The organism is Georgenia sp. TF02-10 (assembly GCF_022759505.1).
GTDB lineage: Bacteria > Actinomycetota > Actinomycetes > Actinomycetales > Actinomycetaceae > TF02-10.
Map to the genome: position 1 here is coordinate 1,933,574 of NZ_CP094289.1, position 24,621 is coordinate 1,958,194.

At 76.7% G+C, this 24,621-nt stretch carries 19 protein-coding genes; 12 read left to right on the forward strand and 7 right to left on the reverse strand.

The window, feature by feature from the left end:
- Positions 1 to 40: 40 nt before the first annotated feature.
- From MF406_RS08710 to MF406_RS08720, 3 genes are all read right to left on the reverse strand, one after another.
- Entirely contained in the window at positions 41 to 2,305 is a 2,265-nt protein-coding gene (locus MF406_RS08710; RefSeq protein ID WP_242897625.1) for a transglutaminaseTgpA domain-containing protein, read from the reverse strand.
- Between the two features lie 176 nt (positions 2,306 to 2,481).
- Positions 2,482 to 3,750: a DUF58 domain-containing protein gene (locus MF406_RS08715; RefSeq protein ID WP_242897626.1), complete on the reverse strand. Its 1,269-nt coding sequence runs from the start codon at positions 3,748 to 3,750 to the stop codon at positions 2,482 to 2,484.
- Positions 3,747 to 4,733: a MoxR family ATPase gene (locus tag MF406_RS08720; protein WP_242897627.1), complete on the reverse strand. Its 987-nt coding sequence runs from the start codon at positions 4,731 to 4,733 to the stop codon at positions 3,747 to 3,749. Before MF406_RS08720 ends, MF406_RS08715 begins: the two co-directional genes overlap by 4 nt.
- Positions 4,734 to 4,840: 107 nt before the next feature.
- Here MF406_RS08720 and MF406_RS08725 point away from each other — a divergent pair, with 107 nt between their 5' ends.
- Positions 4,841 to 5,287, forward strand: a complete 447-nt coding sequence (locus MF406_RS08725) for a hypothetical protein (RefSeq protein ID WP_242897628.1) — start codon at positions 4,841 to 4,843, stop codon at positions 5,285 to 5,287.
- Here MF406_RS08725 and MF406_RS08730 read toward each other — a convergent pair.
- Both MF406_RS08730 and MF406_RS08735 read right to left on the reverse strand, forming a co-directional pair.
- Entirely contained in the window at positions 5,260 to 5,457 is a 198-nt protein-coding gene (locus MF406_RS08730) for a hypothetical protein (protein ID WP_242897629.1), read from the reverse strand. The two genes, MF406_RS08725 and MF406_RS08730, sit on opposite strands and share 28 nt — an antisense overlap.
- A gap of 273 nt (positions 5,458 to 5,730) precedes the next feature.
- A complete protein-coding gene (locus tag MF406_RS08735; protein ID WP_242897630.1) occupies positions 5,731 to 6,228 on the reverse strand; it encodes a DUF6328 family protein in 498 nt (165 codons plus the stop codon).
- Between the two features lie 235 nt (positions 6,229 to 6,463).
- On the opposite strand from MF406_RS08735, the gene MF406_RS08740 reads away from it, so the two are divergent.
- A complete protein-coding gene (locus tag MF406_RS08740) occupies positions 6,464 to 6,745 on the forward strand; it encodes an STAS domain-containing protein (RefSeq protein ID WP_242897631.1) in 282 nt (93 codons plus the stop codon).
- Positions 6,746 to 7,097: 352 nt separating this feature from the next.
- Here the strand turns inward: MF406_RS08740 and MF406_RS08750 are convergent, their stop codons facing one another.
- Positions 7,098 to 7,301, reverse strand: a complete 204-nt coding sequence (locus tag MF406_RS08750; protein WP_242897632.1) for a hypothetical protein — start codon at positions 7,299 to 7,301, stop codon at positions 7,098 to 7,100.
- A 445-nt stretch (positions 7,302 to 7,746) separates the two neighbouring features.
- Here MF406_RS08750 and MF406_RS08755 point away from each other — a divergent pair, with 445 nt between their 5' ends.
- From MF406_RS08755 to MF406_RS08795, 9 genes are all read left to right on the forward strand, one after another.
- Complete coding sequence (locus MF406_RS08755) at positions 7,747 to 9,294, forward strand: L-fuculokinase (protein WP_242897633.1); 1,548 nt, start codon at positions 7,747 to 7,749, stop codon at positions 9,292 to 9,294.
- A complete protein-coding gene (locus MF406_RS08760) occupies positions 9,291 to 10,208 on the forward strand; it encodes a hypothetical protein (protein WP_242897634.1) in 918 nt (305 codons plus the stop codon). The genes MF406_RS08755 and MF406_RS08760 overlap by 4 nt, the downstream gene beginning before the upstream one ends.
- Complete coding sequence (locus tag MF406_RS08765; RefSeq protein WP_242897635.1) at positions 10,205 to 10,921, forward strand: aspartate/glutamate racemase family protein; 717 nt, start codon at positions 10,205 to 10,207, stop codon at positions 10,919 to 10,921. The genes MF406_RS08760 and MF406_RS08765 overlap by 4 nt, the downstream gene beginning before the upstream one ends.
- Before the next feature lie 345 nt (positions 10,922 to 11,266).
- Positions 11,267 to 12,658: an extracellular solute-binding protein gene (locus tag MF406_RS08770; protein ID WP_242897636.1), complete on the forward strand. Its 1,392-nt coding sequence runs from the start codon at positions 11,267 to 11,269 to the stop codon at positions 12,656 to 12,658.
- A 3-nt stretch (positions 12,659 to 12,661) separates the two neighbouring features.
- Positions 12,662 to 13,624 (forward strand): carbohydrate ABC transporter permease, encoded by a 963-nt coding sequence (locus tag MF406_RS08775; RefSeq protein WP_242897637.1) that lies wholly within the window; start codon positions 12,662 to 12,664, stop codon positions 13,622 to 13,624.
- Positions 13,621 to 14,541, forward strand: a complete 921-nt coding sequence (locus MF406_RS08780) for a carbohydrate ABC transporter permease (protein ID WP_242897638.1) — start codon at positions 13,621 to 13,623, stop codon at positions 14,539 to 14,541. The genes MF406_RS08775 and MF406_RS08780 overlap by 4 nt, the downstream gene beginning before the upstream one ends.
- An 82-nt stretch (positions 14,542 to 14,623) precedes the next feature.
- Entirely contained in the window at positions 14,624 to 16,003 is a 1,380-nt protein-coding gene (locus MF406_RS08785) for a GH1 family beta-glucosidase (protein WP_242897639.1), read from the forward strand.
- A gap of 160 nt (positions 16,004 to 16,163) precedes the next feature.
- Positions 16,164 to 18,026: a hypothetical protein gene (locus tag MF406_RS08790; RefSeq protein WP_242897640.1), complete on the forward strand. Its 1,863-nt coding sequence runs from the start codon at positions 16,164 to 16,166 to the stop codon at positions 18,024 to 18,026.
- 185 nt (positions 18,027 to 18,211) lie between these two features.
- The gene (locus MF406_RS08795) at positions 18,212 to 19,729 is read left to right on the forward strand and encodes an FAD-dependent oxidoreductase (RefSeq protein WP_305853002.1); all 1,518 of its coding nucleotides are present in this window, start codon (positions 18,212 to 18,214) and stop codon (positions 19,727 to 19,729) included.
- A gap of 102 nt (positions 19,730 to 19,831) precedes the next feature.
- On the opposite strand, the gene MF406_RS08800 is transcribed toward MF406_RS08795, so the two are convergent.
- Entirely contained in the window at positions 19,832 to 22,648 is a 2,817-nt protein-coding gene (locus MF406_RS08800) for a beta-N-acetylglucosaminidase domain-containing protein (protein WP_242897642.1), read from the reverse strand.
- A gap of 56 nt (positions 22,649 to 22,704) precedes the next feature.
- Here MF406_RS08800 and MF406_RS08805 point away from each other — a divergent pair, with 56 nt between their 5' ends.
- Entirely contained in the window at positions 22,705 to 24,618 is a 1,914-nt protein-coding gene (locus MF406_RS08805; protein ID WP_242897643.1) for an MBL fold metallo-hydrolase, read from the forward strand.
- Positions 24,619 to 24,621: the final 3 nt, after the last annotated feature.

Sequence of the window (24,621 nt, forward strand, 5' to 3'; positions counted from 1 at the left end):
GGCGCGGCGTCGACCAGACTCCCTCCGGCTCAGGCCGGGCTCAGGCCGCCCGCTCCCAGCGCGCCCGCCGCCGTGCCCGCCGGAGCAGCCCGCGCAGCGGCTCGGTGCCGCTGCGCGGCCACAGCGCGGCCGCGACCCGCGCCGGCCACCGAGCGCCGCGGCGCGCCCGGCGCAGCACCGCGCGCACGTCCTGAGCCATACCCTCGGCCTCGGGCCCGGCCGGGGCGTACCGGGTCCGCTCGAGCCGGTCGGCGGCCCGGCCGAGCGCGGCGAGGGCCGGCGGGTCCAGGCCCGCCGCCTCGGCGTAGCGCGCCCGCGCCTGGCGCGGCGTGGCCGCCGGCGGGGCGGTGACCCCCAGGTCCGCCAGCCCGGCGACGAGCACTCCCCACTCGGCCTCCACCCGGTCGGCCTCGTCCCGGGCCCGACGCCGGCCGGCGGTGCGCCGGGACCACCCCACGGCGGGGACCACCGCGAGCAGCGCGACCACCACCAGCAGCGCCAGCCCGAGCGGGCGCAGCCGGGCCGCGGCGGCCCACCAGCCCACCGCCCCGGTGTCCCCGATGACGGGGTTTGTCGCGTCGTCCACCGGCGCCGGGGCGGTGGCCCCCGGCGCCGGGGTCGGTGCCGTCGCGGGGCCGGTGGCGCCGGCCGGCGCGAAGTACAGCGGCGCCGGCCCGGACCGGCCGCCCGGCGTCGGCTCGAACCGGGTCCAGCCCAGCCCGGCGATGTCCAGCTCGGGCCAGGCATGGGCATCCGCGGCGACCACGAGGTGAGAGCCGTCGGGCTGTACCTCCCCGGGCAGGAACCCCACCGCCAGCCGCGCCGGGATCCCCGCCGCCCGGGCCAGCATGACCATCGCCGTCGCGAACTGGGTGCAGTAGCCCTGGCGGGTCTGGAGGAAGTGGCTGACCGGGTCCAGCGGTGCCCCGTCCGGGCCGGGGACCTCCTCGGCGAGGGTGAGGGAGTAGGTGAAGATGCTGCTGCGCAGGTAGGCCTGGATGGCCATCGCGGCCTGGACCTCGTTGGTCGCCCCGGCGGTCAGCTCGGCGGCGAGCGGCACGACGACCTCGGCGGAGGCCGGGTCGACGGCGAGCGCCGGGTCCGCCGGGTCGTGCCCGGTCCCCGCGCCCACCCCGGGCGGCAGCGCCCCGCCCGGTCGCCAGTAGCTGGCCCGGTACGCCGCCGGCTGCTCGCCGACCACCCCCGCGCCGGCCGCGTCGAGGAGCAGGTCCGGGCCGCCGAGGTCGGCGCGGAGCAGCGGGGCCGGCAGGGCGATCTGCGGGGCCCGGACCTCGTTGGTCTCCACCTCGACCTGGTACCGCTCCACCGGCACCGCGGGGCTGGCCGGCCCGGTGGGCTCCGCCGGGCCGACCGCCGCGCCGTCGCCGGGGTGCCAGCGGCCCTCGGCGTACCGGTCGGTCACGGTCACCCGCAGCGGCACCGGCCGCGGGTCGTCGGTGCGGAACCGGAGCACCAGGGCGGTGCTGCGGCTGCCCAGGTCCTCGGCCAGGTCGAGGGTGCGGGTGAAGCTGGTCCCGCTCCCGCCCCGGCCCAGCCCGTCCAGCAGGGAGGTGGTGGGCAGGTGCGGCACGAGCGCCGGCGCCGCGGCCGCGGCCAGGACCGCCACGGCGCCGACCAGGCGGGCCCAGGACCGGTAGCGGCGCACGCTGCCCGCCGCCGCGGCCTCCACCGCCGGGGCCGCCCGCCGTGCGGGGCCGCCCGCCCCGTCGCGGGCCGCGCCGGGCCAGTCGCCCAGGCGCCCGATCGCCTGCCGGGCGAGCAGCACCAGCCATGCCACCGCGGCCGCGAGGAAGTAGCGCGGGTGCTGCGCCGTGCCCGTGCTGGAGGCGCTGACGACGGCGACGGCGAGGAGCGGCAGCCCGGCCAGGGCGGGGGAGCGGGCGGTGACGGCCAGGGCGTCAACCGCGATCCCGACCGCCGCCAGTCCGACCACGGTGAGGAGCACCATCCCGGCGTTCGCCGGCACCGGCACGGTCTCCATCTCGATCGTGCGCACCGCCTGCGCACCCAGCCGGGCGAGCTCGGGCAGCACGGCCGGGCGGGGGAGCCCGTACCAGAGGTAGGCGCCGGGGAAGAGCTGCCAGCACACCACCAGGCCGGCCACCGCCACCTGCAGCGCCAGCACGCCGCCGGCGCGCAGACCGCCGGCCCGGGCGAGGGCGCCGGTGGCGGCCACCACGGCCAGGGCCAGGACCAGCGGGCCGACCCACGGCTGGCTCTGGAACAGCTCGGTCACCGGCCAGCTCACCACCAGGGTGCAGACGGCCGCCAGCGCGGCGTCCACCCAGCGGGACCGGGCCCGGCCGCCGGTGCGCGGGGGTAGGGGTGTGTCCGGCGGCCGGGCGTCCGACGGCGGCCGGGCAGCCGACGTCGTTGTAGCGCCCGGCAGCGTCGTGGCGCCCGCCTGCGGCCCGGCGTGCGGCAGCGTCCCGTTGCCCGGCGGGACGGCGCCCGGCGGCGTCACCGGGCCACCGCCCAGGCGTCGTCGTAGCAGGCCGTCGCCCACGCGTCGGCCACCGGCTGCCCGGCCCGGACCACCGTGCTGCGCCACCCGGCGGCCCGCAGCCGGTGGGCCCGGCCCGCGGCGCCCGGCGACGGCGGGGCGCCGGCGAAGGTGGCCGCGTCGAGCAGGAGCAGCACCCCGGTCGTGCCGGGCGGGCGGGCCGCGGCCAGCCGGTCCAGCGCGGCGCCGTCGGCGTCCGCCACGGCGGCGTCCGCGACGGCGGCGACCACCAGGCCGCCGGCGACGGACCAGGTGGCGTGGACGATGTCGGACAGGTCCCCCTCGGCCGTGCCGGCCAGGGCGAGGTGGCGCAGCACGGCCTCCCGGCCCAGCGGCCGGTCGACGGCGGCGTCCCGGGCCGTCTCGGCGGTGACCAGGTGGAGCTGGAACCCCTGCCCGGCGAGGAGGGCGGCGACGGAGGCGAGGGCGCTGACCGCCCACTCGAAGGAGCTGGCCGGGCCGGTGCCGCGGTGGGCCGCCCGGCGCGGGTCGAGCACGAGGGTGGCGCGCTGGCGGGCCGGCCGTTCCTCCTGGCGGACCATGAGCTCGGCGCGGTGGGCGGTGGCCGGCCAGTGCACCCGGCGCAGGTCGTCCCCGCGGGCGTACCGCCGGGTGCTGACGTCGTCCTCGCCGTGCACCGCGACCAGGTGCGGGACCGGGCCGGGGCCGGTGACGCCGGTGCCGGGCGGGGCCAGCCCGGTGAGGTCGACCACCTCGGGCAGGACGAGCACCTCCGCCGCGCCGCCGAGGCGGCGGCGCTGCAGCGTCAGCCCGAAGGGGTCCTCCTGGCGCAGGTCCAGCGGGCCGACGTGGTGCACCCCGCGGGCCCGGCCCCGGACCGGGTAGGCGACGGTGTGCCGCCGGCCGGGGGCGAGGGCCGGGACGACGAACCGGGCCGGCCCGCCGAGGGTGGGGTCCAGCCGCTCCTGTGCGAGGTGGCTGAGGGAGGTGCGGCGGCCCTCGTTGCGGACCTCGGTGCGGACCTGGCCGGGCTCGTCCGGGCGCAGCGCCGCGGGGCTGACGGTGCGGGTGACGGCCAGGCGGGGCGCCCGCCGCCAGGACGTCAGGTAGGCCAGCACCGGCAGCAGCAGCAGCAGGACCCCGACCCGGGTCAGGTCGGGGAAGCCGAGGAGGGCGCTGGCACCGCCCAGGCCGAGCCCGGTGCCGACGAAGGCCTGCCCCCGGCGGGTCAGCCGCGGGGTGAGCCGCGGGGCCACGGTGGTCACCGGGGCGCCCGGGGGACGGGCACCTCGTCGAGCACCGCGGCGAGCACCTCGCGGGCGTCGAGGCGGGCGATCTCCGCCTCGCCGGAGAGCAGCACCCGGTGGGCGAGGACGGCGACGGCGAGGGCCTGGACGTCGTCGGGCAGGACGTGGTCCCGGCCCTCGATGGCGGCGTGCGCGCGGGCCGCGCGCAGCAGCTGCAGCCCGGCGCGGGGGGAGGCGCCCAGCCGCAGGTGCCGGTGCCCGCGGGTGGCGGCCACCAGGTCGACGACGTACTGGCGCACCGCGGGGCCGGCGTGCAGGCGCTGGACCGCTGCCATCAGGGCGGCCACGGTGCTGGCGTCGGTGACCGGGCGTAGCGCCGCGAGCGGGTCGCCGCCGCCGTGGGTGTCGAGCATGGCCAGCTCGGCGGCGGGGGAGGGGTAGCCCATGGAGATGCGGGCCATGAATCGGTCGCGCTGCGCCTCTGGGAGGGGGTAGGTGCCCTCCATCTCCAGCGGGTTCTGGGTGGCCATCACGATGAACGGCCGGGGCAGGGAGTAGGTCTGGCCGTCCACGGTGACCTGCCGCTCCTCCATCGCCTCCAGCAGCGCCGACTGGGTCTTCGGCGAGGCCCGGTTGATCTCGTCGCCGACGACGACGTTGGCGAAGACCGCCCCCGGCCGGAAGGTGAAGGCCCGGGTGTCCTGGTTGAACACGCTCACCCCGGTGATGTCGCTGGGCAGCAGGTCGGGGGTGAACTGGATGCGGCGGACCGTGCAGTCGACCGCGGCGGCCAGGGTCTTGGCGAGCAGCGTCTTGCCCACGCCCGGCACGTCCTCGATGAGCAGGTGGCCGCCGGCGAGCAGGACGGTCAGCGCGGTGCTGACGGCGGCGTCGTTGCCCTCCACCACCTGGCGCATCGCCTGGTGCACCTCGCCGACGACGGCGTGCAGGTGCGCCAGCTCGACGTCGAGCGCGAGGCCGGGCGCGGCCACCGATTCCATGTCCTGATCGTGCCTGATGGGGGCCGGATGCGGAACCGGTAGCGGGGAGGCGGCCGCGGAGCGGGTCCGGGACGGGCCCGACGATGGCGCCGCCGTACGCTCCGGTCATGTCCGGTGGGGTGCGTGGCGGGCGGGACCCGGGCCAGGCCCGAGGCGAGGGACGGCGGGGGCGGGACGGGGCGCCGTCGGGCGAGCCCGGGCACGGGCGGGACGAGGTGTCGGGCGCGCGGGACCAGGCGTCGGGCGGGCGGGCGCGGGACGAGCCGGCGGGCGGCCGTCGGCGGGAGGCTCCGGTGGCCGGCGAGGGGACCGGGGTCGCCGCGGCGGGCCTGGTGCTGCTCCTGGCGGTGCTGCCGGCCTACCTCACGTCCGGGCGGCTCGCCCCGGGCTGGGCGGTGGCGCTGCTGCTGGTGGTCTGGCTCGTGCTGGCCGGGTGCGCGGCCTTCTGGTTCCGCCGCCGCCCCCACCGGGTGCTCGCGCTGCCGTTCGCGGCGGCCGCGGTGTGGTTCGCGGTGCTGGCCGTGGGTCAGCTGGTGCTGGGCTGGCCGGCCTGACCGGCAGCGCGACGGGGCAGCAGCCGCGGGGTGCGGGCGGCGTAGGACCGGTAGGCGTCCCCGAACCGGGCAGCGAGCGCGGCCTCCTCGGCGCGGCTCTTGGCGGTGAGCACCGCGGTGAGGGCGAGGGCGGCGAGCAGCGGGCCGGGGCGGCGGCGGAGCACCGCCACCCCCCACGCCGCGGCGCCCAGGCCGGTATAGATCGGGTGCCGGGTGTAGCCGGTAGGGGCCGGTGGTCTGCAGCGCCGCGCCGGCCGGTGGCCGGACCCGCGGGGTGAGCCGGCGGCCCTGGGCGGCGGCCCCGGCCACGGCCAGCGCCGCGCCCGCCGCGGCGGACCCGGCGGCGGCCGCCCGCACCGCGGCGGGCAGCGCCCACCGGGGCCGGCCGGGCCAGGCGAGCCCGGCCAGGGCGGCGGCCTGGCCCGCCAGCAGGAGCGCCTCCACTACCGCCGTCGCCGGAAGAGCAGCGGGAGCGCGGCCCAGCCGACCGCGAGCAGCAGCAGCATGGCGCCGCCGGCGACGACCGCCGGCGTCCGGCCCAGGACGACGTCGAAGATGAGCACGACCGTCCCGACCACCACCAGGCCCAGGCTGGTGAGCCCGCCCAGCGCGGCCCGGTGCCCGGCCTGGACGAGCGCGCCCTTGAGCCGGCGCTGGAAGAGCAGGCGGTGCGCGCTCACCGGCGTCACGACGAGCACGGTCGTCAGCGCCGAGAGCACGACGAGGACGAGGTAGAGGCCGACCTGCTCGGGCAGCAGGTCGTCGAAGGCCGGCTGGAACGGCAGCGTGAGGAGGAACCCGGTGAGGATCTGGGCGCCGGTCTGGGTCACCCGCAGCTCCTGGAGCAGCTCGCTCCAGTTGCGGTCCGCGCGCTCGTCGGCGGTCTCGTGGCGGCCGTTGTGCAGGACCGGTCCGCGGTCGGCGGACGTGGCGCGGCTCACGTGACCTCCTCGCTCGTGCCGGGTGCCCGGGTCCCGGCGGGTCGGGACCGACCGGGGGCGCCGGCGGGTAGCCCGAGGATAGGCACCGCCGCGCCCGCCCGCGGCCCGGGACGGGCGTGGGAGGAGTGGGTGGCCGAGACGGGAGAAGCGGCCTATCGTCAGAAGCGCTTCTCGATCCAGCGGAGGTGTCGGTCACCGGCAAGCGTCCAGGCAGGCCGTCCGGGGAGGTGGCGCGGTGCAGCTCGTGATGAGGTTCGGCGAGGACGGCCGAGCACGCACGGCGGTGGCCAGCGGCCGGCTCGACGTCGCGGCCGCCACCGAGTTCCGCCTCCTGCTCCAGGGCATCCGTGACGTCGTCGGCGGCGCGGTCACGCTGGACCTGGTCCGCGTGGAGACCGTCGACGACGCCGGCCGGTGCACGCTGGACACCCTCGTGCACGAGTGCCGCGAGCACGGCGGCCGCGTGGTGCTGCCCGCCGCTCCGGAGGGCGAGCTGACCCCGGCCGCCGGCGCCTGACCGGTCGTCGGCTCCGCCCGTTCCCGGCTCGGCGGCCGGCGGCTCCGGTAGTTCCGGCTGGGCCGACGGCGGCTCCGGTAGTTCCGGCTGGGCCGACGGCGGCTCCGGTAGTTCCGGCTGGGCCGACGGCGGCTCCGGCGGGCCCGGCGGCGGCCCCACCCTCCATGCCGCGGCCTGGGGCGCGCCGGGCGAGCCGTCACCGCCGGCGCCGCCGGACCGGGAAGGGGCCCGTCACGACCGGGGGAGGCTGGGCCCTAAGCCGCTGATCCCGGCTGGTCGCCGTCAGCCTTGTCCAGTCAGCCCTACGGCGCAGCCTTTCCAGCCAGCCCTACGGCCCCGGGACGGGGCGAGATCACTCTCGCCTGTCGCGTCCGGCCGTGCTTCGCACGTACAGCCATCCGGCGGTGGCGAGCCCGGCGCCGATAGCGATTCCGATGCCGATCCCGAGTGCCACACCGATATCGGTGACCAGGCCGATGATCACGCCGAGGAGAAGCCCGACGACAGCTCCGCCGATAGCCCAGGTCATCTCGCGCTGCCCCTGCGGGTCACTCATATGCGGAGCGTACTGACCTGACACTCCTGGCGCGCCGGGAGACGCAATGCCGGTGAAAGCGCCGAGGATGCCGAGCGTAGGTCAGCGGATCGACCTCTGCGGCACGCCCCGGGCGAACCGCGTGCCGGGGCGGCGGCCATGCTGCCCGAGCCACGGTGGTGGTGACCATGTCGACGTCGCCAGAGGTTGGGCCGCGTCCGCAGCAGCACGAGCGGAGCGTCGGTGACGGCCCCGGCTGCACGGTTATGCCCGGAGCTGCGCGGCGGGGGCTTGGTGGAGGGGGCGCCACCTTTCGCGCCCAGGCTTCGGAAGGGCGGAAGGGCTCCAGGCCGTTCCCCGGGGGCCTGTCTCCAGCGAGTGGGGGGGAGAACCGGCTGGGCACCCACCTGTGAATCCACGAGCCGTTTCCTTGCCCGTGTGGTTCTTCGGCGAACAGACTGGTGGGGTGCGGAGCTTGGGCCTGGACGTGGGCAGCACCAACCTCAAAGCGGTGCTCGTCGACGTCGATGCCACGCCGGTCCACCCCGGTCCAGCCGCCCCCGCGCCGGCCGGAAACGGATCGGCCGGGACCGGACCGGTAGAGCCTGGGCCCGCGGAGCCCGGGCCGGCCCGTCCCGTCACCGTCGCCTCCGCGGCGGTGCCCACCCCCGGCGCGGGCGCGGCGTTGGTCGCCGCCGCCGTCGGCCTCGTCCGGGACGTGCTCGCCCGCTCCGACGTCCCGCCGGCGTGCGTCGGCGTCGCGGGGATGGCCGAGACCGGGGTGCCGCTGGACGGCGCGGACCGGCCGCTCGGCGACCTGGTCCGGTGGGACCCCCACCGCGCCAGCGCCGAGGCTGCCGCGCTGGCCGGCCGGCTCGGCGCGGCCGAGCTGTTCACCGCCACCGGCGTCCGGCCGAGCGGGAAGGTGCCGCTGGCGACCTGGGCCCACCTGCGCGCCCACGACCCGGGGCGCTGGTCGGCGATGCACCGCTGGGCCGGCGCGGCCGACCTCCTCGTCCTGGCCCTGACCGGCCGGCTGGCCACCGACCACACCCTGGCCGGGCGCACCATGGCCTACCGCCTGCCCGGCCCGGGCGACCCGTTCCCGCCCGGCTTCGACCCCGACCTCCTCGCCGAGGTCGGCCTGCGCCCCGACCAGCTGCCCGCCGTCGCCGTGCCGACCGAGACCGCCGGCCGGGTCCGCCCCGAGGCCGCCGCGGCCACCGGGCTGCGGGCCGGCACCCCGGTGGTCGTCGCCGGGCACGACCATGCCGTCGGCGCCTGGGCCGCCGGGGTCCGGACGCCCGGGGACGTGGCCGACTCCCTCGGCACCGCCGAGGCGGTGGTCCGGGTGCTCGGCGCCCGGCCAGAGCCGGCGGCGGTGGCGGCCGCCGGGATGAGCCTGGTCCGCACCGTCACCGGCTGCCACGACGCCCTGGTCGCCGGGTCGCCCAGCGCCGGGGAGATGGTGCGGTGGTTCGCCGAGCGCTACGCCGACGGCCAGCCCGTCCCCGAGCTCCTCGCCCGCGCCGCCGCCCGCCCCGGGCCCCGGACCGGCCTGTTCGTGCTGCCCTACCTGCGCGGGCGGCAGACCCCCGCGCCCGACCCCGGCGCCCGGGCGCGGGTGCTCGGGCGCCGCCCCCACCACGACCTCGTCGACCTCGCCGGCGCGCTGCTGGAGGGCCTGAGCCTGCACGCCCGGTGGATGCACACTGAGCAGGCCCGCCTCGCCGGGGCGGACCCGGCCACGGACGACGTCGTCGTGCTCGGGTCGGCCGCCGCCCCGGGCTCCCCGCTGCTGCAGGTCAAGGCCGCCGTCGGCCCGACCCGGCTGCGGAGCGTGGCCGACCCCGAGCCGGTGGCCGCCGGCGCCGCGCTGCTCGCCGCCCACCGCAGCGGCCTGACCGCCGAGCCGGCCCCGCTGGCGACCAGCGCCACCGGCCGGGTGCCGGAGCCGGCCTACGACGAGCACTTCCGCCGGTTCCGCCGAGCCGCGACCCGAGGAGAGCCATGATCCCCACCCCCGCCGCCGACGACGGCGCCCGGCCCACTCTTGGAGCGCTCGCCAGGTCGGCGGGCGGCCTGGCCATGGTGGCGATGGACCAGCGGGAGAGCCTGCGGACCATGTTCGCCGAGGCCGGTGTGGGGAGGGTGCCCGACGCCCGCCTGGTCGAGTTCAAGCTCGCCGTCGCCGCGCTCCTCGGCTCACGGGCCTCCGGCTTCCTCATCGACCGGCACTACGGCTTCGACCAGGTCCGGGCGACCGGCCTGCTCCCGCCGACCACCGGGCTCGTCCTGGCCGCCGACGCCCTGACCCAGGAGCCGGGCGGGCCGGTGGAGGAGACCGACCTGGACGACGTCGTCCTGGCCCCCGAGCTGGACCTCACCGGTGTGGTCGCGGTGAAGCTGCTGGTGGTCTGGCGGCGCGACCGCCGGCGCGCGCAGCGGGCGGAGATGGCCGACCAGTTCGTCCGGGCCGCGCGGCGGCTGGGCGTGCTCTCCGTCCTGGAGCCGGTGGTCCGGGCCACCCCCGAGGAGCTGGCGGCCGGCACCTGGGACGCCGACGCCGCCATCGGCGAGGCCGCCGAGGAGCTCTCCGGCCTGGGCCAGAGCCTGTACAAGGTCCAGGTGCCCCGCGCCGGCCAGGGGCCGCCGGCGGAGCTGCGCGCAGCCTGCGCCCGGCTCGACGCGCGGATCACCGGGCCCTGGGTGGTGCTCTCCCAGGGCGTGGACCCCGGCGACTACCTCGGCGCGGTCACCGCCGCCTGCCAGGCCGGGGCGAGCGGCTTCCTCGCCGGCCGAGCCCTGTGGCGCGACGTCGTCGGCGCCGACGACGTCCCCGCCCGGCTCCGGGAGGTCGCGGTTCCGCGCCTGGACCGTCTCGTCGAGGTCGTCGACACCTACGCCCGCCCCTGGGGGCAGTCATGACCGCGCGCCTGGGCATGGTGCACACCGTCCCTGCCCTGGCGGAGCGCTTCGAGCGCCTGGCCGCCCGGCTCGGCGGGCCGGTGGAGGTGCTGCACGTCGTCGACCCCGCGCTGCTCGCCCAGGTGGTCAGGGACGGGGAGGTCACGGCGACCGTGCGGGACCGGGCCGTGGCCCACGCCCGGTACCTGGCCGGGCAGGGCGTCGGCGCGGTGCTGGTGACCTGCTCCTCGATCGGGGAGTGCGCGGACCTGGCCGACGACGGCAGCAAGGTACCCGTGCTCCGGGTGGACCGGCCGATGGCGGCGCAGGCCGTCGCTCGCGCCGCGGCCCCCGGTGCGCGCGGCCGCGTCGCCGTGCTGGCGACCGTGGCGGCCACCCTGGGCCCCACCCGCCGCCTCCTCCAGGCCGAGGCTGCCCGCGCGGGTGCCGTGGTCGACGTGGCGGCGAACGTCGTCCCGGACGCGGCGGAGGCGCGCGCCCGGGGCGACCAGGCCGGCCACGACGCGCGGGTCCGGGCGGCGGTCGAGCGGGCCGTCGCCGACGCCGACGTCCTGGTCCTGGCCCAGGCGTCGATGGCCGACGCGCTCGCCTCCGGCGGGGCAGGTGGGCTGGTGACTGGCGGCTCGGGCGACGGGTACGGCGGCCGGGTGCTCAGCTCCCCGGTCAGCGGGCTGCGGGCGGTGCTCGCCGCCGTCGGCGTGCCGGCCCGGTGACGCCAGCGTGTCTACCGCCGTCGGCGTGCCGGCCCGGACACCAGGCCGTCACCGCCGGGGCCGCGGTGCCCGCCCACCCGCCCGGAATGACCCCTTTACCACAAACGGGAGAACTGTGCCCGGATCGTAACCAGCAGGAGCGTTGACACTTCTTCTCGGGCGTGGGTACGTTCTCACGACCAGGTGACGGTCGACGAGGGACCACCGCCGTCGACGGGCGCAGGGAGGCGCCCGAAGTGCACGCCGGTCCGCCGCACTGGTAGAACCAGCAGTGCTGACGCCCGCCGAGCCCCGGGCGGTGGATGTGGTGCCCCGCAACGGCACCCCTAGCTCGAGGGAGAAGCGATGAGAGTACGAACCGCACGAGGCGTCGCGGTCACGGTCGCGGCCGGCCTCGCCCTTGCCGCCTGCGCCCAGGGCACCTCCGACCCCGGCGGCGGCGGTGAGGCCGCCGAGGACCTCGCGTTCGACTCCGGGTCCGAGCTGTCCGGGGAGATGGAGATCATGGGCTTCGCCCTCGGCGACGACGTCGCGGAGTCCCGCTTCGAGCGCGCCGAGGAGGCGCTCGGCGACGTCACCATCAACCACGTCGAGGGCGCGCTGGACATCCAGCAGTTCCTGACCTCGGTGGCCTCGGGCAACCCGCCGGACGTCATCTACGCCGCCCGCGACCAGATCGGCTCCTTCGCCTCGCGCGGCGCGATCATGCCGCTGACCCAGTGCATCGAGGGCGAGGGCATCGAGATCGACGACTACCGGGACAACACGATCGAGCAGGTGACCTTCAACGACGAGGTCTACGGCATCCCCGAGTTCAACACGGTGCAGATCACCATGGCGAACCAGGACCTGCTGGGCGCCGCCGGGCTGACCATCGAGGACGTCAACGGCAAGGACTGGGACGCCATCACCGCGGCCAACCAGGCGCTCATGAAGACCTCCGGCGGAAAGCTGAGCGTCATCGGCTACGACTCCAAGCTGCCCGAGTTCTTCCCGCTCTGGGCCAAGGCCAACGGCGTGGACATCCTGTCCGAGGACGCCCGGACCGCGCACATCAACGACCCGGCCGCGCTGGAGGCGCTGGAGTTCGCCTTCGGCATCTACCAGGCCCAGGGCGGGTTCGGCAACGTCAAGGCCTTCCGCGACTCCGCGGACTTCTTCGGCGAGGGCAACCAGTACGCCAGCAACACCCTCGGTGCCATGCCGATGGAGCAGTGGTACATCAACATCCTCAACGACGTCTCCCCGGACGCGCCGGTGGCCTTCGACGCCTTCTACGGTCTCGACGGCGAGCCGCTGAGCTACGCCGGCGGCAGCGCGTGGGCCATCACCGCCGACGCCGCCAACCCCGAGGCGGCCTGCCGGTACGCGCGGGTGATGACCGAGGTGGACACCTGGATCGCCGCCGCCGAGAACCGGATCGCGCTGCGGGAGCAGGAGGGCGGCATCTTCACCGGGCTGCTCACCGGCAACGAGCGGGCCGACGAGATGATCCGGGAGATGGTGCCCGACGCCGGCGAGCCCTGGAACACCGCCATCGACGCGATGTACCAGGCCAACGACAACGCCGTCAGCGCGCCGGCGAGCCCCGCCGACGCCGAGGTCAAGACCGCCTGGGAGGACGCGATCAACCGGGTCCTGAACGGGCAGCAGGAGCCGAAGGCGGCGCTGGACCAGGCCCAGGAGGAAGCGCAGGCGGCCCTGGACAAGGCCTGGGCCGCCGTGGACGAGGGCTGACCGGTGGCCACCGCCACCGTCCCGGCCGCGCGCCGGCCGGGCGCGCCCGCCAGCGGGCGGGCGCGCCCGGGGCTGCGGAAGCAGCGCCGCCGCAACACCCTCGCCGCCCTGCTCTTCATCAGCCCGTGGATCGTCGGCGCGCTGATCTTCACGGTCTGGCCGATCCTCTACAGCGGCTACCTGTCGCTGACCGACTACGACGTCATCAACGCGCCGACCTTCATCGGGCTGGACAACTACCGCCAGCTCGTCAACGACCCGAAGGTCGCCGACGCCCTGTGGAACACCACCTTCTACACGGTCCTCGTCGTGCCGCTGCAGATCATCTTCTCGTTGTTCCTGGCGATGCTGCTCAACGAGGCGGGCCGGGCCTCCGGGTTCTTCCGCACCACCTTCTACCTGCCGAACATGACCCCGCCGGTCGCCGTCGGGATCCTGCTGCTGCTCCTCTTCAACGGGGAGCGCGGCCTGATCAACAAGGCGCTCGGGTGGCTGGGCGTCAACGGCCCGAACTGGACCACCGACCCCAACTGGGTCAAGCCCGCGCTGGTCCTGATGGCGCTGTGGTCGGTCGGGTCCACGGTGATCATCCTGCTGGCCGCGCTGCGGAACGTGCCGGCCGAGATGTACGACTCGGCGAAGGTGGACGGCGCGAACTTCTGGCAGCGCACCACCAAGATCACCATCCCGATGATCAGCGGGACGATCTTCTTCCTGGTCATCGTCAACACGATCGCCAGCTTCCAGACGTTCACCGAGGCGTACACGGCCTTCTTCGGGTCGAACTACTCCAACGACGCGGCCCTGTTCTACGCGATCTACCTCTTCCAGCAGGCGTTCGAGTTCCTGCACATGGGGTACGCCTCGGCGCTGGCCTGGCTGCTGTTCCTCATCATCATGATCATCACCGGCGTGCAGTTCATCTTCAGCCGGCGGCTCGTCTACTACGAGGGGGAGCAGCGATGACCTCGACCGAGGCGGGCGCCCGGCTGGAGGTGGCCGAGCGCGCGGTGACGAACGAGCCCCGCCCGCACTACCGGCGCGACCGGTCCAAGCGGCCGCTGCCGGTGAAGATCATCGTCGGGGTGCTGCTGGTCGCCTTCACCGCCCTGTTCATCTATCCGTTCATCTGGCTGATCAGCGCCTCCTTCAAGCCACGCGGGGAGGTCTTCGACAACAAGATCATCCCGGACACCTTCACCCTCGAGAACTACGTGCGGGTGTGGCAGGAGGCCCCGCTCGCGCTGTGGATCTTCAACACGGTCCTGGTGACCGTGCTGGCGGCCACCGCGGTGACGATCTCCAGCGCCATGGTGGCCTGGGGCTTCGCGTACTTCCGGTTCAAGGGCCGCGGCCCGCTCTTCGGGGTGGTGCTGGCCACCATGATGCTGCCCGGGGCGGTCACCATGGTCCCGGTCTTCCTGATCTGGAACCAGCTGGGCCAGGTGGGCACGCTGACGCCCCTGTGGGCGCAGAACATCTTCGGCAGCGCCTTCTACATCTTCCTGCTCCGGCAGTTCTTCCTCGGGCTGCCGCGCGACATCTTCGAGGCCGCCCGGGTGGACGGGGCGAGCAACTGGCGGATGTTCAGCAGGATCGCGGTCCCGCTGTGCCGGCCGGCGCTCATCGTCACCCTGATCTTCGAGTTCCAGGCGTCCTGGACCAACCTCATGGCACCGCTGATCTACCTGCGGGACTCGGACACCTTCACCGTGCCCCGCGGCCTGAAGGCGATGCTCGACCAGTTCGGCTTCGGCGGGAACTGGAACTGGGAGATCGTCGTCACCGCGAGCGTCATCACCACCATCCCGATGATCATCCTGTTCTTCCTGGCCCAGCGGCACTTCGTCGAGGGCATCGCGACCACGGGCGTCAAGGGCTGACCCACCCGCCGCCGTCGGCGGCCGCCCCCCGGCCGGCGGCGCGACCGGCACGAGAAGCACCAGTGATGACGAAGCACCCGCGATGACCCTGCCCCTCCCGCCCGGCTTCCTGTGGGGCGCGGCCACCTCGGCCTTCCAGACCGAGGGCAGCCTGGCCGTGGACGGGCGCGGGGAGTCGGTCTGGGACGTCTTCGCCCGCCGGCCGGGCGCCATCGAGGGCGGCGCCGACGGGTCCGTCGCATGCGGGTCCTACCGGCGGTGGCCCGAGGACCTGGCGCTGCTGACCGAGCTCGGGCTGGGCGCCTACCGGTTCTCCGTCGCCTGGTCCCGGGTGATGCCGGCGGGAACCGGCCGGGTCGAGCCCCGGGGCCTGGACCACTACGAGCGGGTCGTCGACGCGCTGCTCGCCCGCGGGATCGTCCCGGTGCTCACCCTGAACCACTGGGACATGCCGCAGGCCCTGATGGCCGACGGCGGCTGGGCCGGGCGGGGCAGCGTCGCCGCCTTCGCCGAGTACACCCGGGCGGTGGCCGACCGGCTGGCGGACCGGGTGGAGTGGTGGATCACCCAGAACGAGCCGTGGGTGGTCGCGCTCCTCGGCTACCAGCTCGGGCTGCACGCCCCGGGGGTGGCGGACCTGCGGGCCTCGCTGGCCGCGGGGCACCACCTGCTCCTCGCGCACGCCGCCGGCGCCCAGGTCCTGCACGGCTTCCCCCGGACGCGGGTCGGCGCCGCGCTGAACCTGCTGCCCTGCGTCCCGGCCACCGACAGCCCGGCGGATGCGGCCGCGGCCCGGGGCTCGGACGGCTACTGCAACCGCTGGTACCTCGACCCGCTCCTCCGGGGCGGCTACCCGGCCGACATGCGGGCGCACTGGGAGCGGGCGGTCGGGGACCTCGACGTCGTCCACGACGGCGACGAGGCGGCGATCGCCGGGTGCACCGACTTCCTGGGCGTGAACTACTACACCCGCCGGGTGGTGGCCGCCGCCGAGCCCGGCCCCGGCCGCCCGTTCCCGTGGCGGGTGGTCGGGCCGGCCGGGGACCTGACCCGCACCGACGACGGCACCGAGGTGCACCCCGGCGCGTTCGGCGACCTGCTGGTCCGGCTGGCCCGGGACTACCCGGGCACCCCGTTGCTGGTGACCGAGAACGGCGGCGCCTTCGGGGAGACCCCGACCCACGACGGCCGGGTGCACGACACCCGCCGCATCGACCAGATCCGCAGCCACGTGGCGGCGATGGCCGCCGCCGTCGCGGCCGGCGCCGACGTCCAGGGGTACCTGTACTGGTCCCTGCTGGACAACCTGGAGTGGGCCATGGGGTACCGCCCCCGCTACGGCCTGACCTACGTGGACTACCCCACCGGCCGCCGGACCATCAAGGACTCCGGGCGCTACTACGCCGAGCTCGTCCGGACCGGGGACCTGCCCGAGCCCCCCGCCGTCGCCCCGTTCGGCTGACCGGCGCCGAGGAGCCAACGACCACCGCGCGACCAGCGACCCAACCGAGAATCCTCGCCGACTGACCGACCGACCGACCGACCGACCGCCGACCGACCCACTGCCCGCCAACTGCCCGCCGACCGACCACCACCCGCCCGACCACCCGAACCGGAGAACCGTGCAGCTGCAGACCCGCCCCGGAGCCTGGACGATCACCGCCGAGACCTACCGGCTGGAGGTACGCGCAGACCCGCCCAAGGCGGTGCTCGCCGACCCGGACGGCCGCATCTGGTCCCACCTGAGCCTGCTGGCCTCGGCGGACTGCACCGACGGCGCCGACGAGTCCTTCCCGGCCGGCCCGCCGGTCGTGACCCCGACCGCCGACGGCGACGGCATCGTGGTCACGGCCGCCGCCCGCTCCAGCCGGTGGGAGCACAAGGAGGTCCGGCTGCTCTGCCGGCCCACCGCCGTCGAGATCGGCGTCCGCGTCCGCGGCCGCGGGACCCTCACCGACGTGACCCTGCTCGGCGGCCGGGCGGTGCGGGCCAGCGGCGCCGCGGGCGCCTTCCGCTCCTCCATCGACTTCCGGACCGTGTTCAGCCCCGGCCCCACCGAGCCGGTCCAGGTGGTCCGCCCGGCGCACACCGCCACCGTCCTGGGCGTCGTCGGGGACGCCCACGCCGGGCGGCTGCACGCGCTGTTCTCCCCGCCCCCGCTGTGCCTGGCGCTGGGCCGGCGGGAGCCCGCGCATGCCACCGACGTCCCGGCCGGCGGCTGGCTGTCCCTGGCCGTGCGCGCCGGCGCCGCGCAGATGCGCTTCACCGAGGTGCGCTACGAGCCCGTCGACGGCGGCTTCCACCTCGTCCTGGACTACGACGGGCACACCGTGGTCGCCGGGGAGTTCACCAGCCCCACGCTGGTCCTGGCGCCCACCGCCGACCCGCTCACCGCCGTCGCCGAGCACCGGGCGGACCTGGTCGCGCACGGCCTGGCCCCGGCCGGACCCGCGCACGAGCCCGCGCCGTGGTGGACCGAGCCGATCTTCTGCGGCTGGGGCGCGCAGTGCGCCCGCGCCCCGCTGCCCGGCACCCCGGCCAGCCACCCGTACTACCTCGCCGACCTCGCCCCGCCGCAGCTCCCCGCCGGGGTGCCGGTGGCCGCCGACCTCGCCCGCCAGGACGTCTACGACGAGCTGCTGGCCGGCCTCGCCGCGCACGACGTCGTGCCGGGCACGATCGTTCTGGACGACCGGTGGCAGGCCGCGTACGGCACCGCCGACCCGGACCCCGACCGCTGGCCGGACCTGCCGGGCTGGATCGCGCGGCGGCACGCGGCCGGCCAGCGGGTGCTGCTGTGGTGGAAGGCCTGGGACCCCGGCGGCGTCCCGGCGGCGGAGTGCGTGCGCGACCCCTGGGGGCGGCCGGTGGCGGTGGACCCGGGCAACCCGGCGTACCTGGCCCGGCTGCGGGCCATGGTGACGGCGATGGTCGGTCCCGCCGGCCTGGACGCCGACGGCGTCAAGGTCGACTTCACCCAGCGGGCCCCGGCCGGCCGGTCGCTGCGCGGGCACGCGCCCGAGGGGGAGCCGGGCGCTTGGGGCATCAGCGCCCTGCACACCCTGCTCGGCACCATGTACGCGGCGCTGAAGGCCGCCAAGCCGGACGCGCTGATGATCACGCACACCCCGCACCCGGCCTTCGCCGACGTCTGCGACATGGTCCGCCTCAACGACGTCCTCGAGCGGGACCCGGCGACGGCGGTCGTCCCGGTGACCGACCAGGTGTGGTCCCGGCACGCGGTCGTCACCGCGGCCCTGCCGCACCACCTGGTCGACACCGACCAGTGGCCGATGCCGGACCGGGAGCAGTGGCGCGCCTACACCCGCGCCCAGCCGGCCCTGGGCGTGCCGGCGCTGTACTACGCCGAGGCGCTCGACCGCTCCGGCGAGACGCTCCGCCCGGCGGACCTGCGGCTGGTCGCCGAGACCTGGCGCGCCTACCGCGACCGGCGGGCCGCCACAACCACCGGGGCTGCCCGATGACCGCCGAGGCGATGCCGCCGGACCGGCCGTGCTCGGCGGAGCCAGTGGCCCCGGACCGGCCGCCGACTGCCGGACCGGCGGATCGGGGCCGGCCGCCGACTGCCGGACCGGCGGATCGGGACCGGCCGCCGGCTGCCGAACCGGCGGCCTCGGGCCGGCCGCCGTCGGGCGGCGCCGCGGAGGTCCTGGTCTACGCCGCCACCGCGGCCGGGGTGTGCGCGGCCGTCGCGGCCGCCGAGCACGGCGCGCAGGTGCTGCTCCTGGAGCCGGGCCGGCACGTGGGCGGGATGACCAGCGGGGGCCTGGGCTACACCGACCTCGGCGACGTCCGGGCGGTCGGCGGGATAGCCGCCCGGTTCCACCGGGCGGTCGCCGACCACTACGGCGTCCCGCCCGGCCGCTACGCGGGCCCCGAGCCGCACGTGGCCGAGGCGATCCTCCACCGCTGGCTGGCCGCGGCCGGGGTGGAGGTGCTGCTAGACCACCGGCTCACCGCCGTCGAGCGCACCGCCGACGGGCGGATCGTCGCGGTCACGGCTGGCGGGCGGCGGTTCACCGCGGGAGCCTTCGTCGACGCCAGCTACGAGGGCGACCTCCTGGCCGCCGCCGGGGTGCCCTACGCGGTGGGGCGGGAGGACCGGTCGCGCTACGGCGAGCCGCACGCCGGCCGCCAGGAGCTCCTCCCCGGCCGGCACGCCATGCCGCCGTGGATCTCCCCGTTCGCCGACGACCCGAGCGGGGAGCACGCGGGCCCCCTGCTCGCCCAGGTCCGGCCCGGGCCGCTCGCCCCGGTCGGCGCCGGCGACGGCGGGGTGATGTCCTACGGCTACCGGGTCTGCCTGACCACCGCCCCGGACCGCATCCCCGTCCCCCGCCGGGACGGGTACGACGAGAGCCGCTGGGAGCTCGGCCGGCGGCTGTTCGACCACTGGCGCCGCACCGGCACCGACGTCCCGGCCGGCCGGCTCGTCGGCCTGGAGCCGAACCTGCCCGGCGGCAAGTGCGACGGCAACTCCCTCGGCCCGTTCTCGCTCAGCGTCCTGGACGGGGCGGCCTGGGAGTACCCCGACGCCGATGCCGCCCGCCGCGAGGAGCTGCGCCTGCACCACCTGCACCACGCCCAGGACTTCCTGTGGTTCCTCACCCACGACCCGGCCGTCCCCGCCGCCGTGCGTACCGAGATGCGCCGGTGGGGCCTGCCGCCGGACGAGTTCGCCGACACCGGCCACCTTCCGCACCAGCTGTACGTGCGGGAGGCCCGGCGGATGCGCGGGGAGCTGGTGCTCACCGAGCACGACCTGGTCGCCGGCCGCCACCCCTGGGACACCGTGGCGCTGGGCTCCTACCACCTGGACGTCCGGGAGGTGCAGCGGACGTGGCGGTGGGTGCCCGAGCACCCGCGGCCGGTCGGCATGGTCTTCACCGAGGGGTACCTCTCGGTCCCCGTGCCGGTCTACGGGATCCCGTACCGGGCGCTGGTCCCGCGGCACGAGGACTGCCCCAACCTGGTGGTGCCGGTGTGCCTGTCCGCCTCCCACGTCGCGTTCTCCTCGGTCCGGATGGAGCCGCAGTACCAGATGCTCGGGCACGCCGCCGGGCTGGCCGCCGCCGCCGCCGTCCGCACCGGCCGGGACGTCCAGGCCGTCGACGTCGCCGCGCTGCAGGAGCAGCTCACCGCCGAGGGGCAGGTGCTGCGGGTCTGACCGGAGGGTGGCCGGCACTGTCGGTCCGGCGGTCGCCGCCCCGGTCGGGCACGCCGGTCGGCCGGCCCCGGTCCGGGATCCCGGTCGTCCGGCTCCGGTTCTTCAGTCCGGTCGCGCGGCACCCGCGCCGGCGAGCGGCGCCGGCAGGTGGGCGGTGACCTCGTCGACGGCGGCCGCCACCATCGCCCGGCCGTCCTCGGTGAGCAGCCCGGGGGCCAGCGCCGCGGGGCCGAGGAAGACCGCGACCCGCGGCGCCGGGGCCGGCGAGCCGTCGGCGAGCGCGGCGCCGGCCGGGTACCGGAACAGCGCCGGGTGGGCGCCCGGCAGGGTGCGGGCCACCACCGTGGCCGCGGCCGTCGGCGCGCCCCAGGCCACCGTGGCCGGGCCGCGGTAGACCGCCAGGTGGCCCGACCGGCCGGCCGCCAGCGGGTCCTCGGGCGCGACGACGTCCAGCAGGTCCTGGCCCAGGAGGTCCCCCGACGTCGTGGCCAGGCCGAGGTCGACCAGGTGCCCGCACGCCAGCATCGGCACGGCCGCGCCGGCCGCGGCCTGGGCAGCGGCCGGGGAGGCGGTGTGCGTGACGACGAGGAGGCTCGGCGGAGCGGGGTCGTCGACGCCGACCTCGACGGTGGTGCCGAACCGCACCACCAGGCCGCGCCCGCGGAGCAGGTCCGCGAGGTGCTTCTCCCCGGCCCGCGGCTGGTCGGCGGTCACCACGAGCGCCCACGGGGCGGGCGCCCCGGACGCCGGCTGGTCCGCACCGTCGCTGTCACCCGCCGGGGCCGCCGCCGCGTCGTTGCCCAGGGCCGACACCGGGTCGTTGCCCAGGGCCTCCGCCGGGTCGTCGCCCGGGGCCTCCGCCCCGCCATCGGCGGCCGGAGCCGCCGCGGCGTTGCCGCCCAGCCGGGCGTCCATCGCCGAACCGCCCGCCTCTGCAGGGGCGCCGCCCGCCCGGGCCTGCGCTGTGCCGTCGGGAGGCAGGCCGCGCCCACCCGCCGGGCCCGCCGCGGCGGCGGGCCTGATCCCCAGCAGCACCGCCCGCACGAAGGGCGGCACGATGCCGCGGAGCACGTCCGGGTAGTGCTCCTCCGCGGCCCGGAGGGCCGCCTCGACCTCGGGGACCAGGGCGTCCCGGCGCTCGTCGTCGCCACCCAGCTGGGCCAGCCGCAGCCTGGCCGCGAGCCGGCCGGCGCGCGCCATGTCCGCCCCCGCGGCGAGCCACGGACCGAGCTGGCGCACCAGGGCGCCGGCGCCGACCACCGACCGCGGCCCGGCCTCGAGTGCGGCGAGGTCGTCGTCGAGCTGGTGCAGCGCGGCGGTCGCGCGTGGCCTGTCAGGGCTCTCGGCTGCCTCGACCAGCCCGCGCAGGTGCGCGCTCTGCAGGGCCGAGGGGGGCCAGGCGGTGCAGGCCTGGACGAGCGGGGCGAGCGCGGCGGCGTCGGGCCCGGCGACGGCGTGCAGCGCCCGGGCGGCCGCGGCCGCCGGGTCGTAGCCGGCGGGGTTCCAGGCGTACTCGGCAACGGTGGCCAGCGGCAGCTGGGACGGGGCGGCCGCGACCATGGGGTTGGCGCTGATGCCCGAGAGCGCCGTCCCCGCCGTCGCCGCGGGCCGGCCGGTGAGCGGGCCGAGGAAGAGGCGGGTCGGGTCGAAGTCGTTGACCGGGAAGTTGTCCCACAGCAGCAGCCGGTGGCGGTAGGTGGCGGCCGCGGCCGCCACGTCCTCGTCGGTCACCTCCCGGGTCACGATGTCCGCCCCGGTCCACCACACCAGCACCTCGGCGGGCAGGGTGGCGGCCAGGTACTCGCGGTAGGGCGACGGCGCCGTCCCCGCGTAGTCCGTCGGCACCATCAGCAGCGGGTCCGTCACGCCGCGCGGCGCGAGGAAGCCGCGGACGAACTCCGCGCAGGCATGGCCGTGGGCGGCGCCGGCCGCACCGGGGCCCTCGCCGAACGCGTCGCGGTCCGCCGCCTGGGTGAGCTCGAGGGGGATGTCGTCGAAGAGCAGCGCGAAGTCCCGCACACCGATCTCCCACAGCTGGGCGGCCTTGGCGCGCAGCTGCTCGTGCTCGGCCGGGTCGGCGTAGCGCATCGTCAGCCCGGGGGACACCGCCCAGACGAACCGTACGTGTTGGGCCCGGGCGGCGGCCACCAGCTCGGCCAGGCGCGCGAGGTGCCCGGGCGGGTACGGCTCGCGCCACCGGTCGCGGTGGAAGGGGTCGTCCTTGGGGGCGTAGACGTAGTGGTTGAGCTTGTGCCGCCCGGCGAAGCGCAGGTGCTCCAGGCGGTCCTCGTGCGACCACGGCGGGCCGTAGAAGCCCTCGACCGTGCCGCGCCAGCCGAGCTGGGGCCAGTCCCGCACCTCTCCGTCCGGGACGAGACCGAAAGCGGACTCACCATCCCCGGGTGCCTCGCTGACGGGGAACCCAGCGCCGGCAGGGGCCTCGTTGACGGCGAGCCCACCGCGGGCGGGGACGTCATGGCCGGCGGGGGCCTGCCGGAGCAGCGCGAGCAACGTCTGCGCGCCGTAGAACGCCCCGGCCGGGTCCGCCCCCCGGACCACCGCCGTCGGGCGGCCCCTGCTCTGCGCGACCCGCAGGGTGTACCCCTCCGGCGGGAGGCCGGCCGCCCCGCACTCGACGTCCACCACCAGGGCGGGCGGGGCCGGGGCCGCTGCGGGTCGCGCGGCCGACGGGCCGGTTCCGGCGCTCGCCGCTCCGGCGGCCCCGCCGTCGTCGGCGCCGAGGCCCTGGGCCAGCAGCCGGCCGGCCGTCTCGGTGCGCGCGTCCCACCGCACCTCGGCGCCGGCAAAGGCCAGCTCGGCACCGGTGAACCGGAGCTCGCGGGGGAGCGGCGTCAATTCGGTGGGCGACCGCGCCGAGAAGGAGGAGGAATGGACGGCCGACGACGGCTTTCGTGCCATGCGGGAACGTTACCCAGAATCTTGTAGCGGCTCTATGGGATCGATACCATTCCCGGGTGAGCGGACCGGTGCAGGAGCTGGCGCCGGGCGTGTTCCGCGTCCGGGACACGTGCAACGTCTACGTGGTGCGGGCGGCCGGGGAGCGCACCGGCGTGGCCATCGACTTCGGGTCGGGGCTGGTGCTGGACCACCTCGCCGAGATGGGCATTGACGCGCTCACCGACGTGCTGATGACGCACCACCACCGGGACCAGGGGCAGGGGCTGCCGCGGGCCGTCGCCGCCGGCATCAACGTCCACGTCCCGCCGACCGAGCGCGATCTCTTCGACCGGGTGGACGAGATGTGGTCGGCGCGGCCGGTCTACCTGGACTACAACCTGCGCGAGGACCGCTTCTCCCTCCTCGAGCCCGTCCCGGTGGCCGGCGTCGTGCCGGAGTACCGCACCGGGACCTGGGGCGGGGTGCGGCTGGCCGTGCGCCCCACCCCCGGCCACACCACCGGCTCGGTGACCTACCTGCTGGACCGCGACGGCGCCCGCCTGGCGTTCTCCGGCGACCTCATCTACGCGCCCGGCAAGGTCTGCTCCCTCGCCGCGACCCAGTGGAGCTACACCGAGAACGAGGGACCGGCGATGACGGTCCTGTCCTGCTACCAGCTCCGGCGCGAGCGCCCGGACCTGCTGCTGCCCTCCCACGGCGAGCCGATGACCGACCCGGCCGCCGCGCTGGACCTGCTCGCGGCCCGGATGCAGCGCTACGTCGACTCCCGCCGGCCGCACCCGTGGGACCTGCGGGCCCGCCTGGACGAGCCCTTCGTGCGGCTGACCGAGCACCTGCTGCTCAACCGGAGCAGCACCGCCTACGGCTACGTCCTGCTCTCCCGCACCGGCGAGGCGCTGCTCGTCGACTACGGCTACGACATGACCACCGGGCTGCCCGCCGGCGCCGACCGCGCCGCCCGGCGGCCCTGGTTGGCGTCGCTGCCGGCCCTGCGCCGGGGGTACGGGGTCAGCCACGTGGCGGTGGCGATGCCCACGCACTACCACGACGACCACGTCGCCGGCCTGAACCTGCTCCGCGACGTCGAGGGTACGCAGGTGTGGGTCCCGGCCAACGTCGCCCCGGTTCTGCGCGACCCGCTGCACCAGGACCTGCCGTGCCAGTGGTTCGAGCCGGTCCCGGCCGACCGGGAGCTGGCGCTGGGGGAGACCGTCCGGTGGCACGAGTACGAGATCACCGTCCACGAGCTGCCCGGGCACACCCGGTACGCCGCTGCTTACGAGCTCGAGGTGGACGGGGTGCGGGTCCTCCTCACCGGGGACCAGCAGGACGGGCGCGGCGTGCCCGGGCACCGCCGGGAGATCCTGAACTACCAGTACCGCAACCGGCTCGACCTGGCGGACTACCGGGCGAGCGCGGCCCTGTACCGGCGGGTGCGGCCGGCGCTCATGCTCGGTTCGCACTGGGAGCCGCGCTGGGTGGACGACGCCTACCTGGACATGCTCGCCCGGGAGGGCGAGGAGCTGGTCGACCTCCACCGCGAGCTGCTCCCGCTGGCCGAGCACGACCTGGCCGCCGACGGCGTGCTGGCCCGGGTCAGCCCCTACCTCTCGACGGCCGCCGTCGGCACCCCGGTGGACCTGACCGTCACGGTGCGCAGCCCCTCTACCCGGCCGGCGGAGATGTCCGTCCGGCCCGTCCTGCCCCCGGGCTGGACGGCCGAGCCGCCGGAGGTGCACCGGCCGATCGAGCCCGGGACGGAGCGGGCGGTGACCTTCCGGGTGACCACCGGCGGCCGGCCGGCGCGCCGGGCCCGGTTCGCGGCCGACGTCTGCGTCGGCGACCTCCGGCTGGGCCAGGCGGCGGAGGCGCTCGTCGACGTCGTCACCCCGGCCGGCGAGCGCGGCGCCGCCGGCGAGGGGGCCGTGCCGGCCGAGGCCTATAGTCTCTCGGCTGACGTGTACGGGTAGCGA

Coding starts and splice junctions, on each gene's coding strand:
- MF406_RS08720 (WP_242897627.1), bottom strand. CDS start 4,733: ATGGAATCGGTGGCCGCGCCCGGCCTCGCGCTCGACGTCGAGCTGGCG.
- MF406_RS08725 (WP_242897628.1), top strand. CDS start 4,841: ATGTCCGGTGGGGTGCGTGGCGGGCGGGACCCGGGCCAGGCCCGAGGC.
- MF406_RS08750 (WP_242897632.1), bottom strand. CDS start 7,301: ATGAGTGACCCGCAGGGGCAGCGCGAGATGACCTGGGCTATCGGCGGA.
- MF406_RS08760 (WP_242897634.1), top strand. CDS start 9,291: ATGATCCCCACCCCCGCCGCCGACGACGGCGCCCGGCCCACTCTTGGA.
- MF406_RS08765 (WP_242897635.1), top strand. CDS start 10,205: ATGACCGCGCGCCTGGGCATGGTGCACACCGTCCCTGCCCTGGCGGAG.
- MF406_RS08770 (WP_242897636.1), top strand. CDS start 11,267: ATGAGAGTACGAACCGCACGAGGCGTCGCGGTCACGGTCGCGGCCGGC.
- MF406_RS08780 (WP_242897638.1), top strand. CDS start 13,621: ATGACCTCGACCGAGGCGGGCGCCCGGCTGGAGGTGGCCGAGCGCGCG.
- MF406_RS08785 (WP_242897639.1), top strand. CDS start 14,624: ATGACCCTGCCCCTCCCGCCCGGCTTCCTGTGGGGCGCGGCCACCTCG.
- MF406_RS08800 (WP_242897642.1), bottom strand. CDS start 22,648: ATGGCACGAAAGCCGTCGTCGGCCGTCCATTCCTCCTCCTTCTCGGCG.